Source organism: Pseudomonas sp. 4CAES_32.4, from assembly GCF_058136335.1.
Window position 1 is genome coordinate 4,885,389 of the sequence record NZ_CM176882.1, and the last position, 15,166, is coordinate 4,900,554.

The 15,166-nt window shown below is 60.2% G+C and carries 8 protein-coding genes; 6 read left to right on the forward strand and 2 right to left on the reverse strand.

Annotation, left to right across the window (positions count from 1 at the left end; all coding sequences use genetic code 11):
• The first annotated feature begins 18 nt into the window (after positions 1-18).
• The 6 genes from AC3Y64_RS21985 to AC3Y64_RS22010 are packed head-to-tail and all read left to right on the forward strand — an operon-like array spanning position 19 to position 6,750.
• Positions 19-744: an RDD family protein gene (locus AC3Y64_RS21985; RefSeq protein WP_489985233.1), complete on the forward strand. Its 726-nt coding sequence runs from the start codon at positions 19-21 to the stop codon at positions 742-744.
• Positions 741-1,718 carry a stage II sporulation protein M gene (locus AC3Y64_RS21990; RefSeq protein ID WP_489985234.1) on the forward strand — a complete coding sequence of 326 codons (978 nt, stop codon included), beginning with the start codon at positions 741-743 and terminating at the stop codon, positions 1,716-1,718. Before AC3Y64_RS21985 ends, AC3Y64_RS21990 begins: the two co-directional genes overlap by 4 nt.
• Positions 1,705-3,264, forward strand: a complete 1,560-nt coding sequence (locus tag AC3Y64_RS21995) for a DUF4129 domain-containing protein (RefSeq protein ID WP_489985235.1) — start codon at positions 1,705-1,707, stop codon at positions 3,262-3,264. The genes AC3Y64_RS21990 and AC3Y64_RS21995 overlap by 14 nt, the downstream gene beginning before the upstream one ends.
• Positions 3,261-4,424 (forward strand): DUF4350 domain-containing protein, encoded by a 1,164-nt coding sequence (locus AC3Y64_RS22000; RefSeq protein WP_489985236.1) that lies wholly within the window; start codon positions 3,261-3,263, stop codon positions 4,422-4,424. Before AC3Y64_RS21995 ends, AC3Y64_RS22000 begins: the two co-directional genes overlap by 4 nt.
• On the forward strand, positions 4,421-5,422 hold the full coding sequence (locus AC3Y64_RS22005) for an AAA family ATPase (protein ID WP_489985237.1): 1,002 nt from the start codon (positions 4,421-4,423) through the stop codon (positions 5,420-5,422). Before AC3Y64_RS22000 ends, AC3Y64_RS22005 begins: the two co-directional genes overlap by 4 nt.
• Positions 5,419-6,750, forward strand: coding sequence for a DUF58 domain-containing protein (locus tag AC3Y64_RS22010; RefSeq protein ID WP_489985238.1), 1,332 nt, complete (start codon positions 5,419-5,421; stop codon positions 6,748-6,750). The genes AC3Y64_RS22005 and AC3Y64_RS22010 overlap by 4 nt, the downstream gene beginning before the upstream one ends.
• Before the next feature lie 3 nt (positions 6,751-6,753).
• Here the strand turns inward: AC3Y64_RS22010 and AC3Y64_RS22015 are convergent, their stop codons facing one another.
• Together AC3Y64_RS22015 and AC3Y64_RS22020 are read right to left on the reverse strand one after the other, a co-directional pair.
• Positions 6,754-11,082, reverse strand: coding sequence for an Ig-like domain-containing protein (locus tag AC3Y64_RS22015; RefSeq protein ID WP_489985239.1), 4,329 nt, complete (start codon positions 11,080-11,082; stop codon positions 6,754-6,756).
• Positions 11,075-15,157, reverse strand: coding sequence for a Tc toxin subunit A-related protein (locus AC3Y64_RS22020; RefSeq protein WP_489985240.1), 4,083 nt, complete (start codon positions 15,155-15,157; stop codon positions 11,075-11,077). Before AC3Y64_RS22020 ends, AC3Y64_RS22015 begins: the two co-directional genes overlap by 8 nt.
• Between the last annotated feature and the right edge of the window lie 9 nt (positions 15,158-15,166).

Below are 15,166 nucleotides of genomic sequence, written 5' to 3' on the forward strand. Positions count from 1 at the left end.
GCCAACATCAGGAAGCCCATGCTCGAGCCGACAGCACTGCCAAGGAAAGCACCGCTGGCCCCGCCGCTGGACACGCGGCATCAGGTCGAAACGCCGGAAGGCATCGACCTGCCATTGCGTCCGGCCGGGTTGATGGTCCGGGCCGTGGCGTTCACCATCGATCTCGGCCTGCGCGGGCTGATTCTCGGCGCCCTGTTCATTGCCCTCGCCTTCCTCGGCAAACTCGGCATGGGGCTGGGCTCGCTGCTGCTGTTTGCGGTGAGCTGGTGGTACATGGTGCTGTTCGAAGTGCTGCGCCAGGGCCGCTCACCGGGCAAACAATGGATGGGTCTGCGGGTGGTGCACGATGACGGCACGCCGGTCGGCTGGTCCGCTTCACTGCTGCGCAATCTGCTGCGCTTTGTCGATCTGCTGCCCTTCGGCTATTTCTTCGGCGCCATCAGTTGCCTGCAACATCCGACCTTTAAACGTCTCGGCGACATCGCCGCCGGCACCCTGGTGGTCTACAGCGAAAAGCCTCTGCAGCGCCCGCAATTGCCTGATGCCGAATCCCGTCGATCTCCGGTTGCCCTCACCCTCAGCGAACAACGCGCCGTGCTCGGTTTCGCCGAGCGCCAGAACGAGTTGTCAGCGGAGCGGGTCAACGAGCTGGCAGCGCTGCTGGCCCAGCCGCTGCATATCGCCGCACCCAAAGCGGTCACGGAACTCAACGGCATCGCCCGCGGCTTGCTGGGGCCGACATGAAGCAGAGTCTTTTCGAAAGTCGCCACAAGGCCGAATGGGAGCGTTTCAGCCTGGCTCTGGAACGTCTCGAACATGGCAAAGACACCTCACAAGTTTCCGGCTTCCCCAAGGCCTATCGGCGCCTTTGCCAGCAACTGGCACTGGCACAGGAACGTGGTTACAGCAGTTTTCTGATCGACTCGCTGCAACAGCAAGTCTTGCGCGGCCATCAACAGCTTTATCGTCATCGCAGTCGACTCGCCGCCAACTTCCTTGGCTTCATCCTGGCCGACTTCCCGCGACTGGTGCGGGCCGAATGGAGGTTTGTACTCAGCGCCGGTCTGCTGTTTTTCGGCAGCCTGATCGGCGTCGGAGTGCTGGTCTATCTGTTTCCCGAGCTGATCTTCAACCTGATTCCCGCTGATCAGGTACGCGAGATGCAAGGCATGTATGACCCCGTTGCCGGGCATCTTGGCAGACCCGTCGAACGTGCGGCCAGTGAAGACTGGGTGATGTTCGGCTACTACGTGATGCACAACATCGGCATTGCCTTCCAGACCTTTGCCAGTGGTTTGCTGCTGGGCGTGGGCAGCGCGTTCTTTCTGTTCTACAACGGCATGGTCATTGGTGCGGTGGCCGGGTATCTGAGCGAAATCGGTTTCGGCCAGACCTTCTGGTCGTTCGTCATCGGTCACGGGGCTTTCGAGCTGACGGCAATTGCCCTGGCCGGCGCGGCGGGGTTGAAACTCGGCTGGGCATTGATTGCGCCGGGACGCCTGACTCGCGGTGAATCATTGCGCGGGGCGGCACGCAAAAGCGTGCTGTTGGTCTGCGGGGTGATGTTGTTCCTGTTGATTGCCGCGTTTATCGAAGCCTACTGGTCATCGAAAACCAGCGTCACACCGCAGATCAAATACGCAGTCGGCGTCGCCCTGTGGCTGATCGTCGCCATTTATCTGCTGTTCGCCGGAAGGACCCGCCATGCGCCTGAGTGACGCCACCGTGGTGATCCGCCCGCGCACGACCTGGGAAGCCATGGACCTGGGTGTACTGATGAGCCAGCAACATCGGCGTCTGCTGATGATCAGTTGGGCCATCGTCACCCTGCCGCTGTTCGCCTTGCTCAGCCTGCTGTTGTGGGATTCGCCGTCGCTGGCAATATTCATTTTCTGGTGGCTGAAACCCGCCTACGAACGCCTGCCGCTGTACATTCTGTCCAAGGCACTGTTCGGTGAAACGCCAACACTGAAACAGGCTCTGCGGCATTTCCCCAGACTGCTCAAACCGCAATTGCTCGCCAGCCTGACGTGGCGTCGCCTAAGTTTGAGTCGCAGCTTTCTGTTGCCAGTGATGCAACTCGAAGGCCTTGACGGCAGCGCTCGACAACAACGCCTGCAAGTGTTGCTGCAACGCAATGCCGGCGCCGCGCAATGGCTGACCATCATCGGCGTGCACCTGGAAACGGCGCTGTGGATCGGCTTGATGGTGTTGTTCTACATGCTCCTGCCCCAACAGATCGAGACCGATTGGGACTGGCAGTCGCTGGTCTTCGGCCCGGAGCATCAGTGGCGTTGGCTGGAACATCTGACCAACGCTTTTTATGCCTTGATCCTGGTGGTGTGGGAGCCGATCTATGTCGCCTGCGGGTTCAGCCTGTACCTGAATCGCCGCACGCAACTGGAAGCCTGGGACATTGAACTGGTGTTCCGACGCCTGCGCCAACGCCTGAACAACGGGGTAATCGGTTTGTTGCTGGCAGTGTGTCTGTTGTTGCCGACCCTGCAACCCGTGTGGGCTGCCGAAGCGGACACCGCCGCCGATGCACCGAACGCCCCTCGGCTGTTGAATCAGCCGCTGACCAGCCAGGCCTCGCGCAACAGCATCAAGGGCCTGCTGGAACAGGCACCGTTCAAGAACAAGGAATCCGTCACGCGTTACCGCTTTGGTGACGACCCGGCCACGCCGCCGGCCAAGGACAAGCCATCGAGCGAAGCCCCACAGTGGTTGAAAACCCTGTTGGGCTGGCTCGATGGTCAGCACCTCAATGCCTTGGCCAAAGTCATTGAGGTGCTGTTGTGGGGCGCACTGATTGCGGCGATCGGCTGGCTGATCTGGCGCTATCGTGAGTTCTTCCGAACCTTCGTCAGTCGCCGGCCGACATTACCCAAGCCAAACAAACGTCCGCTGCCGCAACAAGCCTTTGGCCTGGACCTGAGCCGCGAAACCCTGCCCGACGATATCGCCGGCAGCGCCGAACAACTCTGGCTGTCAGAGCCCCGCGCCGCACTGGGGCTGCTTTATCGAGGGCTGCTCAGCCATCTGCTGCAAGAGTTCGACCTGACGCTCAAACCCGCTGATACCGAAAATCAGGTGCTGACCCGCATCGAACAATTGCAGCGTCCGCAACTGCTCGCCTACAGCCGCCACTTGACCACTCACTGGCAAAACATGGCCTACGGGCACCGGATTCCGGCGGCGCATCTGCAACAGGAACTGTGCGATGGCTGGCGTGCGCTGTTCGACAGAGGCGTCGCCCGTTGAACCGGCGCACGCTATGGCTGCTCGGCGCCTTGCTGATCGCCTTGCTCGGCGCGTTGAGCGTTTATCTGTACCTCAAGGCCACGCCGTATCAGGAAGTGGTCGATCACGGCCCGTCTCCCGCTGCACAGGCCAACCCGTATCTGGCCGCAGAAATGTTCCTGCGTGAACGCGGCCTCACCGTCAATCATGCCGAGACGCTGGCCGGGCTGGCGGATATAGATCCACACGGGCACACCTTGCTGTTGTTCGGCGAGCGCGCACGGATGACCCCACGACAGGTCGATCAGGTCCTGAACTGGGCCCGCGCCGGTGGGCGGTTGGTGTTTGTCGCCGAATCCCTGTGGGATGAAAAGGCCCAACAAAGCAATGACCTGTTGCTCGACCGGGTGCAATTGCATCAATCCCTGAGTAATGACCTGAAAGACCCGCCAAAGGATCTGGAAAAAGACCGCTACCCGAATCTGACCAAGCTCTATCTGGAAGACGAAGACGCACCGGCCTATGCCGGTTTCGACACCGACTTTCATCTCGATGACCCGAAAAATCTTGCTCAGGCCTGGGCCAACAGCGCGAAGGCCACGCACATGATGCAAATGGCCTACGGCCTCGGCACGGTCACTGTCGTCACCGATGCCGAGCTGTGGAAAACCCCCGACATCGGTCAACACGACAACGCCTGGCTGCTCTGGTATTTGACGGCAGACACTGACATCACCCTGATCTTCAACACCGAACATGACGGGTTATGGACGTTGCTCTGGCGCTACTTCCCCCAGGCCATCGTTGCCCTGTTCGCCCTGATCGGCCTGTGGCTGTGGCGAGTCGCCGTGCGTCATGGGCCGTTGCAGGCACCGGCGCCCAGCGGCCGCCGGCAATTGCAGGAACACCTGCGGGCCAGCGCTGATTTCCTGCTGCGCCACAATGGTCAACACGCGCTGTTGCAGGCCTTGCAACAGGACGTGTTGCGCCGCGCCCGCCGCCGTCATCCCGGTTTCGACCAATTGAACGTTGCCGAACAATGGCTGGTGCTATCGCGCCTGAGTCGGCAACCCACCCGCGCCATCAGCCAGGCCCTGAGCCCGCGAGCGAATCAGCGTCTGTCCAGCGCTGAATTCACCCGTCAGGTTGCCCACCTGCAAACCTTGAGGAATGCGTTATGAGTGAACAGATCGAGCCCGGCAGCGCCAGTCATGCTGCCCAGCAACGCCAGCGCGCCAGCCAGTTGGCGCAAGCGCTGCGCAGCGAATTGCACAAGGCGCTGATCGGCCAGGACGCGGTGATCGATGACGTGTTGACCGCGCTGATTGCTGGCGGTCACGTTCTGCTCGAAGGCGTGCCGGGGTTGGGCAAGACCTTGCTGGTGCGGGCATTGGCTCGTTGCTTCGGCGGCGAGTTTGCGCGCATTCAATTCACCCCGGATTTGATGCCCAGCGACGTCACCGGCCACGCCGTGTACGACCTGCAGACTGAGCAGTTCAAACTGCGCAAAGGCCCGCTGTTCACCAACCTGCTGCTGGCCGACGAGATCAACCGCGCGCCGGCGAAAACCCAGGCCGCGCTGCTCGAAGCGATGCAGGAACGTCAGGTCACACTCGAGGGTCGCGCGCTGCCGATTCAACAGCCGTTCATGGTGTTGGCCACGCAGAATCCGATCGAACAGGAAGGCACTTATCCATTACCGGAAGCCGAGCTCGACCGGTTCATGCTCAAGGTGCGCATGGATTATCCCGAGGCCGATCAGGAGCTGGACATGGTGCGTCAGGTCAGCCGTTCGACCCGTGCTGACATGCTCGACGTACAACCCTTGCGCACGCTCTTGCAGGCCAAGGATGTACAGGCGCTGCAGCGCATCGCCAGTGATTTGCCGCTGGACGATCAGGTGCTTGACTACGCCGTCAGACTGGCGCGCAGCACTCGCACGTGGCCGGGGCTGACGCTGGGTGCCGGGCCTCGCGCTTCCATCGCACTGGTGCGTTGCGCCCGCGCCCGCGCCTTGCTGCGCGGTGGCGAATTCGTGATTCCGGATGACATCAAGGGTTGCGCGCTCGCGGTGCTGCGCCATCGTGTACGCATTGCCCCAGAGCTGGATATCGAAGGCCTGCAAGTCGATCAGGTGCTCCAGCAATTGCTCGATCAAGTGCCGGCGCCGCGCCTGTGAAACCTGCGCGTTTGCTGTTGATCTGGCTGGCGATTCTGCTCGCTGTCAGCGTGGTGCTGGGCATCTTGCAGGCGCTGCGAATCGACGTGCCTGCCAGTCTGCTGCCGATCAACTGGGGCTTGCTGCTGGCCTTGCTCGCCCTGGCGATTATCGATGGCCTGCGCCTCAGGCGCCTGCCTTCGCCCGAGGTCAAACGACAACTGCCCGGCAGTCTGCCGCTGGGACGTTGGGGCGACGTGCGGCTGGACGTTCAACACGGCTTTGTCGAACCGGTGCACGTACAGATTTTCGATCATGTGCCGGACGGTCTGAGTTTTGAAAACCTGCCGTTGACCGTCGAATTGCAACCCGGACACATCAGCCAGATCGGCTATCGACTGCGGCCATTACGGCGCGGTCATTTCAGCTTCGAACAGTGCGAAATCAACCTGCCGAGCCCGCTGGGATTGTGGTCAGGCAAGCGCCTGCTCAATGTCGTGGACAGCACGCGGGTCTATCCCGATTTTGCTCGTGTGTATGGCGGCGAATTGCTTGCGGTAGACAACTGGCTCAGCCAGCTCGGTGTGCGTCAGCGCCAACGTCGCGGTCAGGGGCTGGAGTTTCATCAACTGCGCGAATTTCGCGAAGGCGACAGCCTGCGCCAGATCGACTGGAAAGCCACTGCCCGCCAGCGCACGCCCATTGCCCGCGAGTATCAGGATGATCGCGACCAGCAGATTCTGTTCATGCTTGATTGTGGCCGGCGCATGCGTAGCCAGGACGGCGAGCTGTCGCACTTCGATCACGCGCTCAATGCCTGTTTGCTGCTGAGTTACGTGGCCCTGCGCCAGGGCGATGCGGTGGGCATCAGCACCTTCGCCAGCGATCAGCCGCGCTACCTCGCACCGGTCAAAGGCAGCGGACAGTTGAACGTGCTGCTCAACAGCGTCTACGACCTCGACAGCAGCAAGCACAGCGCCGATTACCAGGGTGCTGTCACCCAACTGCTCGCCCGCCAGAAGCGCCGGGCGCTGGTGCTGCTGATCACCAATCTGCGCGATGAAGACGATGACGAGCTGTTGAGCGCGGTCAAGCGACTGAGCCAGCAGCACCGAGTGCTACTGGTCAGTCTTCGCGAAGACCTGCTCGATGCACAGCGACAGGCAACGGTGCAGACCTTGCCGGAGGCGTTGACCTATTGCGGCACGCTCGCTTATTTGAATGACCGCGCCGAACTCCATGAGCGTTTGAGTGCCCATGGCGTGCCTGTGGCGGAGGCACGCCCGGAGGAACTGGGCGCAGAACTGGTGACGCGCTATCTGGCATTGAAAAAGGCCGGTGCCGCCTGATGCTCACGTGACTTCAACCGAGGCCGAGTTCGTTGACGTGGTTCCGCCAGGGTTAGTGACCAGGAACTTGAAGTGAAGTGTCCCTGTTTCCATCGGTCGCCAGACTATTTCGACTTTACCTTCCTCGTCTGTTTTTACCGTTACAGCACTCATGAAACTGGTGGTCACCTGAACATCCCGACCCTCCATGGGAAGACCCGAGAGGGTGTGCACAACGAAGGCTTTCACATTCGCATAGTCGTCCGGTCCGATGGGGCTTCTCTCCACAACCACACGGTTGATCAGGGCATACTCCGGAGAACTCAACGGATCAAGCACGGTAATCGTCTGTTCTTTAAAGGTCTCGCTGCTCTCCACCCGCGCCCTCAGGTCAAATTTTCCGATCTGGCCAGGTATGAACTTGATGTGCGCCTGCCCGGTTTCATCCGTGACTGAAGGCAAGAGACTCATCTGTGGAAAGTGCCAGCTCACCTGCAAGCCCTTTGCGGCATAAGCATTTCGGCTGTACACCACCTTCGCCATCGCCGAGACGCCTTCGCCTTGATAAAGGGTGGTTTTATCGGTGATAAGCGCTTCCAGCAGGACGTCATCTTCCAGTACCAGGACAGGAGCTGAAAACGCATCCCAGCCTGCCAGGCCGCCCGTCACAATAGCGGTCAAAACCCCTTCGCCCGGCACGCCAACTGTGAACTCCACCGTGGTGTTGCCATTGATGTCGGTCAGGGTCGGATCCAGACGAATACCGTCGAAATCCCACATGACCTCCGTCTGCGGCAAAGGCAGCCCACTGATTGCCGAGACGACGGTGGCCTGCGCCGAATGTTGCTGGCCCGGGTACGCTGGGGCTTGCGAAATGTTCAGCGCCAGTATTTGGCGCGGCTCGTTCAGGGTGAATTCCAACCCCACCGATTCCGAATACGCATTGTCCCCCACGCTCGCTCTCAGCACCGAAGTGCCCGGCGTACGAGGCGTGAAGCGAAGCTTCGCGACGCCATAAAAATCCGTCAACGTGGTCTGTGTACCGAAATCCGCGTGAGTCCACGTCACTTCGATGCCGACCATCGGCTTGCCGGAAATGGACGAAACCAAGGTCACCTGTTCGACCAGTTGCTGATTCCAGTCCAGCACCTGGTGAATTCGTGCGCCATTGGCAAATTTCAACACCTGAGTGCCAGGCCCCACCGACATTGCATTGGCCGGCGACAGGCTGACAAGGCGCTCGGCCGCCAGTTGCAGATTGAAGCTGCCATCGCGCACGTCGCCCACTGCAAACGCCAGGGCCAACCCATCGCTACTGAAAGTCTGCGGCGTGCCCAGCCCTTTTCCGGATTCGAAACGGATATCCAGTTCGGCCGGGCCGGTGCCTGTCATGCCCAGCGTCAGGTGACGACCGATCAAGGCATTACCGTCCGGTGCCAGCAGTTCAATACGGTGCTGGCCCTTGCGCCGTGGAAAGGCGACCTTCTGGCCCCATGGATAGGTCGTTCCCCCGTCAAATCTGACGTTCAAACCTGCCCATGGGTCTTCGGCCAGCGCCATGACCTGCATCGACAGGTGTTCTTCATAGCCGTTGTAAGGGCTGACGACAGACGCGTTCACCGTTTGGCCGCCGGCCTCCTGCGGTGCAAAGGCAAAACCGCTCCAGCCGTGCACATCGGTGCTGCTGGACTGCGTCGCGTGCCAATGCACCGGCACACCTTCAACCGGCGCGGCGGTGTAGTGCGATACCACCCGAGCCCACAACCACGCAGGCGCCTGGCCGACGACAGGGTCTACGGGCAACTCGCGTGACGATTCGAGCTTGAGTCGATGATGCCCCAGACTCATGTGGTTGCTTGCGATGGGTGCAAAGCCATATACACCAAACGCCACAAAGAATTGCCCAGGATTCTCGCTGCCGGAAAAATTAAACGTCCAGGTTACTCCACTGTCGGTAATGATTTGATGGCCCGACCGATCAGGCTCGACCGCCCCACCCAAATCCTCCGGGCTTGTCCCTCCCCATCCTATCAACGCATCGAGCCCAACCAAGGGGCTTAGCGCCGGGACTCTCAAGTTGTAACGATGCACCGCGCCGAGGCAGGGGAAAAGTGTCTGATTTTTCAACGCCGGCATCTGGTCCAATACGACGAACATTTCCTCGGTCAGGTCCAGGGAAACCAGCCGCCCGAACAGCTCTCGCTCGGGAACGCCTGGCGACACCAGCTTCAGCTCGAACAGGCGGCTGAGACTGTCATCAACCCCTGCGCTGAACGTCCAGGTCAGCCCGATTTCAGTCAACGGTCTGGCTACATCAAGATCACTGATGCGAAGCCCGATGGCGGGATCGTCATGCCGCCAGTGCAGCGAAACGTCTTTGTTTATCCAGGCGCTGCCAGGCACGGCGGCCACTTTCAAAGTGTGAAACTGCCCTCGCCGACACAACAGGCCTCGCACTTTGCGATCGACCAGGACATCGTCCAGCCACATGACCACCTGATCGCGCCACGGGCTGGAGGCCAAGGCCTTCACTGAAAATTGCCGTTGCACCGAGACTGCATCCGCATGCGCCTTGACTCTGGCAACGATCACCATGTCACCGGCTACTGTCGGGGTATAAAGCAAACTCGCCCAGCCCCCCGAGCCGGTGCTTGCCTGACGAGACTCACCGTCGGGGAGCAGCCATTCAACCAGTGCATTGATAACCGGATCGCCATCGCCCGACGCGACGTCATGCAGTACCTGCACCCGCAGCAGAACACTTTCCTCTTCATCGATAACCGGGAATTTGTTGGCCTCGCGCACCTCGCCGATCTTCACCACATTGCGTGCCAGTGACATGCGCTTGAATGGCGAAGGCAGTTTCAGTTTCGAGCAGGACAACTGCAAACTGAAAAGGCCGTCGAGGCGATCTTCGCTGGTCAATGTCCAATGCAAATCGCCGCCATCGACGGGGATCGCCTCGCCCAGCGCCGGACTGACCGTCACGCCCAGCTGCTCCGGCGAATCACCGCTCCAGCCCAGCGACAACGATGTTCCCCGCAAAACGACAGGCACCTTGATTTGCAGCGGGTAGCTGGCGCCGCGATTGGGGTAGCCGGTCTTTTCCTGCCACGGCGCTTCGCCCGTTTCTGACACCGCCAGCACGTCGTTCCATGGATCCGTGGCCAGCACCTTCACCGCAAATGTCGCGGATACGCTACCCGACTGGTAATACGGGCTGTCCACCGACGCTTCGAGGGTGAAATCGCCGTCACTCGCAGGCAAGTAGTCGAAATAGGCCCAACCGTTGTCATCGGTGTTGCTGGCCGCTTTGAGTCCCTGGCCCTGCACCGTCCAGTTCACCGTACGCCCTCCGAGTGCCTGCGAGGTGTACCAGGAAGTCACCTTGACCCCAACGCGCACGGATTGCTCATGCTCCAGCACCGGGTAATACGCGGCCTCCAGTACTTCGGCAACAGCCACGCGGTGATGCCCCAATGACACTGCCTGCGTATAGGGCTGGGCGGTGTATTGGTTGAGCAGTTGCAAGGTGAACAGGTAAGGCTCGTCGCTATCGATCATCGGGCAACTGAGCCGCCACTCGTTTTCCAGCGGCTGATCGATCTCCCAATCAGGTCGGACAAGGATGGCACCCTGCGGATTGTTCTGGATCGTCAGTGCCGCATGCGTGCCCAGCCAATCGCTGTCCTCCTGTGGAACAAAGCGCAACAGGTGTCCATCGCTGCGCGAGTCGAATTCCGCTCCCAGGCACAAGTACAGGGGCGCATTCGCCGGTAACGATTGGTCATCCAATTGCAGCGCTTGTAGCTGCAATGGCTGATCCAGGTGCAAAAGCAGCTCGATTCGGGCCACGCGAATGTGTTCAGCTATCTGATCCGCGTCATTCTGCGGACCAATGATCTCGACGCGCAGGACACTGCCGGACACCAGTTCAAGATCCAGCACTTCGGTCAAAGGACTCAGGTCCAAATCGAGTGGCTGCCTTTGGGCAAGCAGGCGCCGGTCTCGCTCTTGGGCTTGCACTGGTTTCACCGGGAGCAGAATGTTCTGCTGCTGCCCGGTTTCTTCGACTGTGACCCGCAACGTACCGGCGCGGGTATGCACGTTTTCGTAGAGGAAACTCAAGGAGTAGCGCACGCGAGCGCTGATCGCCTTGGGAACCGGGAACTTTTGATAAAGCGAAGCACCTCTGGCAGTCCGCAAGTAGTTGATGAACTCACCGTCGTAAAAGTCCTGCATGACCGCAGTCGAGGCGGGACTGACCGGGCCTTTCGTCCAGCCTTGCAGCGCTTTGTTGAAGTCGCCGTTGACCACCAGATTCTGGTCAGCCTGAATAATCGGTTCACGCATGATCGCCCGCCCCTTTGAGTTTGCCCCGTTGACCAGCCTCGGCTGCGGCCACCCGGTCCTGCACAATCCGCAAGAATGTCGGATCGCCTACTTTGGCTGTGTATCGAATGCGCACGACGATGTCAGTCAGCGACTCCAGCATGGCTTTTTGCAGTTCTTTCTCTGGCCACGGAAAGTTCAGCATCCAGCGCGAAACCGCCCCGGTGCATTCAAAGGGATTGAGCAGACCTTCGTCAGGCTTGAAGGTGGTCATGCCGTTGTCGGCGAAGCCACTCGACAGCGCAATCTGCTGACCGCTGCGCAGATTGATCTGCACATCCGCCGGCCCCACAGCCCCTTGCGGCGCGTACAGATACTCGATGGATTGAAGCGTGGCCTTGGTCGCGGTCATGCTGCCGACCTGCCGTAACGTAGCGCGCACATCTTCATAGGGGCCGGTCAGCACGGGCAGATCGACTTCCACCGTACTGATCTGCCGGCAGTAATGGCCCGGGTGATCACGGTCGAACAACAGTTGCGAAAGGTTGAATTCCAGGGTGCCGCTGGCCAGCAATCGGCTCAGCGCCTCCGCCCAATCCCGGGCGCCTGTCTGCGGATCCATCAGGTCTTCGAACAAGCGACGCAACGACACGGTTTTCACTAGTTCGAGCCGGCGTTCGAAGCGTTGCAGATATTCGCGTTCCATGCGCAACAGATACTCGCGCAGGTGCTCGCCGGCAGTCAGGCCATGACGGCTGTCGAGCCAGATTTGCGGCAACGGAATCTGCGCGTCGTAATCCGCAGTTTCCGCACTCAGCGAGGCCTGGGCGCTGATGCACAAACTGACCACGGCGTCGTAGGCTTGATAGTGCAAGGCCTTGAGCTGGCCCAACAGCCATCCCAGCAGCTCGGCGTTGCAGGCGCGTTTTTTCAGAAAATTGTAAAACGTCAACGCTTGCGCATTGGCACGCAAGGTTTGTTCGAGGCCGGCGCGGGCCGAGGCCACCGCATGCCCCTGCGCGGTAATCTGCTCATCCAGTGCGCGGATCTCCGCCAGCGCCTGATTGCGTTGCAGGTTCCATTCGTTGCGGCGACGCCGATAGGCCTCGGTGGTTGCCTGCTTGTCGGCATCCAGTTGCAACGCTTGCGCAGCGACCCCCAGACCGAAGCTGACCGCTTTGAGCGCATCATCTATTCGAAAGCCGCCGCTGGCCAGACCGAAAACATTCGGCAAGGACGCCAGTGCCGCCGCCGCTGGCTGGATCGACGAAGAGGTCAGGGCCAGTTTTTTCGAGCGCTGAATGTTTTCCATCACCTCGTATTCAACCGTCGAGATATTTTCGTCGTACACCCGCGCATAGGCCTCGGCGCGTTCCTGGGCCATCGCTTTGCTCATCTGCAACGCCGTCACGCTCGCTTGCAGCTGCGCAATGACTTGCTCCTGAACGGTCTGCGCGTAGGCGCCCAGTTCCACCAGATAGTTCTGCTGCAGTTCTTCCTGTTCGGCGCGATCGCGCTGTTCCAGCAGACGCAGCACCTGATTGCCGTAGTCCTGCAAGGTTTGCACGGCACGCAGGGCGGCTTCGTAGGAAACCCGCCAGCGGAACGCGCCGACTTCCAGGCGTCCGCCCATGGCCCGCGGCGAACCGACATTGCCCGCCGCCAGATCCCGTAGCAATTGATTGGGATCCGTCGGCGGACTGAACAGCGGAATCAGCATCGGCCGACCATCGAGCGTGAGGTTATTGCGCAGGTTGTGCAGTCGTTGAGAGGGCAAGGCGTACAGGTCGAGCAATTGCTGATTGAGCGGTAGCTTGAACGGCGCGACCGCCAGTAGTCCCATCGGCGGCGCGCGATCGGCGGCCATGGGGAATTGCGTCAGGTTGAAATCCAGCGTTTGTTCAAACTGTTCCAGCCTGGAGCGCGAGCTGCCCATTTCCAGCAACTGTGCAACGGTTTTGGTTTCCCACTGATTGACCGTTTGCGCCGACGGCGCCCTGCCCATGAAAAATTCGGCCTGGATGTAGCAGAGCTTGGCGGCCACCAGACTGTCGCGGGTCAGTTGCCGGTAATACCAATCGCCCCAGGTCAGGAGGTTTTGCACGTACTCGGTAAACATCAGAATGCGCAGGTGTTTGGGGGCCGCATAACCGATCGCGTCGGGATCGGTCGGCGCCCAGGCTTCGCAGCCCGGATTGCCCTTCCCCACTAACGGTCGGCAGCGCCAGTATTGGGGGCGTGGATCGTTCTGCGAGACCGGATCTGCAGCCCCTCGGGGATCAAACACATAGTGCAGCCAGTCTTGCGCCTCCTGGAACCGGTCCTCTTCGCGCAGACGGGTCGCAATCAAGTGCGGCAGGTGGAAAAACAGCTCCCAGAAAAACAGGCCGTTGGCACCATCGAATGCACCGTTCGGCTCCTTGAAATCCGCAATCCCCTCTGGATCGGGCTCCGGGAGAAATTGCGTTTGCCAGTCCAGCACCGCGCCGACGGAAATACTGGCGCGCTGCACCAGTTCCGGACCGAATGCTGAACTCAGACGGACACATTTGAGGGCGGGGTCTTCGGGGTCAGGGTTTTGCTTCCTGAAGTGCAGAAACTGCGCGGCGTCTGCGGTGTTTTTAAGCAGCGCCGAAGGAATCCACTCGGCGAGGTTGACGGCGGTCAACGTAAACCTGTTGACCCCCTCGGTCGCCGAACCCAACGTGAAGACAGGGCTACCCACAGCGCCGCTGTCGCGCTCAAACCGGTACCAGTCAGTGAGTCCGCCCTGCTTCAGGTTCAGGATTTTTGTGCTCGGACCAGGGTCACCACCGGCGGGTGTGTCGAGGGCCAGAGTGACAGGGACGTCCCCCTCCAGTGGCGTCGGCAGCAAAACGCCCTGAACCAGCACTACATCTTTGCTGCCCACGCGAAAAGCCATGGCCCGCAGCTTCAGATAAGGATTCAAAAGACCTGACGACATCTCCTGCTGGGTCATGGTCAATTGACTCAGCAACGGATGCTGAACAATGTCCGGGGAGGTGAAACGCTCCTTGACCATTTGATCGAGCCAACCGCCATCGTCTTCCACCGGACGAAGCAGCACGTCCCTGAAAATACTGACCTTGAGTTTGACTTCGGTCGGCGTTGCGTTGAGGAACTGGACGCCCAATTTACCTTTGGGACTCAACTGATCGGCCCACAGGGTCGCAATCAATCGCCCCCCTGCGGAGTAATCGATGTCATAGGTTTCTTCGAACAGCCGCAACGGCGCCAGCCACTGACCGCTCTGAGTCATGAACGCGAGGTTGATCGTGAGTTTGTGCGCAAGGTATTCCACCTCCCCTTTGCGCCCCATGCTGTCCCGCCACTCGGCCCATACCAGAAAAAAGCGTCCATTCCAGAGCACGGGGCGCATGTCGACAATGCGCCCTTCGACAGCAATGTCCACCGCTTGCCATTCACTCCAGGCAGCGGGGTTGATCGCGGTGCAAGTCGGTGAGAGTTCGACCTGCGCCTTGCGCCAGAAATACTGAAAGGGCTGCTCGCGCTGCCGACCGACAAAGTAATAATCAGCCTTTGTCGGCGACTCGCCGTCCATGTACGCACTGATCACGTCCAGGTTGCAGGTCTGCTCGAAGGTCTGCAGGTAATCACGCAACGCCAACTGCACGGAATCGCTGTTCAGGCGTGTCTGGTTCAGGCTGTTTTCAAGGCTTTTGAACAGGCTGCTCTTGCGCTGGCGCACAAACGGATTGATGAAGTTTTCCGGGTAGACCGCGATCATCTGCAGGGCGGCCCAGTCCGGATAATTGTTGTACAGCGCCCAATCGGCCAAATCCTGTTTAACGAAATCAGTGTCGACAAATCCCGGTTCCATCTTGCGATACACCGCGTGAATGTATTGCTGGGCACTGCTGACCGCCTCTGCAACCCAGGAGCTCTGCACCTGATAATTGTCCAGCGGATCCAGGCGTAGCAGCTCGGCCAGGTCGCTCGGTGTCTTGACGAAGCTGTAATCCTTGCCGGGACTTTTCCGGGTGCCACCGATGCAATACTCGACCAGCGCCGAGCGACGTTTTTCCAGCAGTTCGCCGAGAATGTTCAATGCCATGGTGCTTGC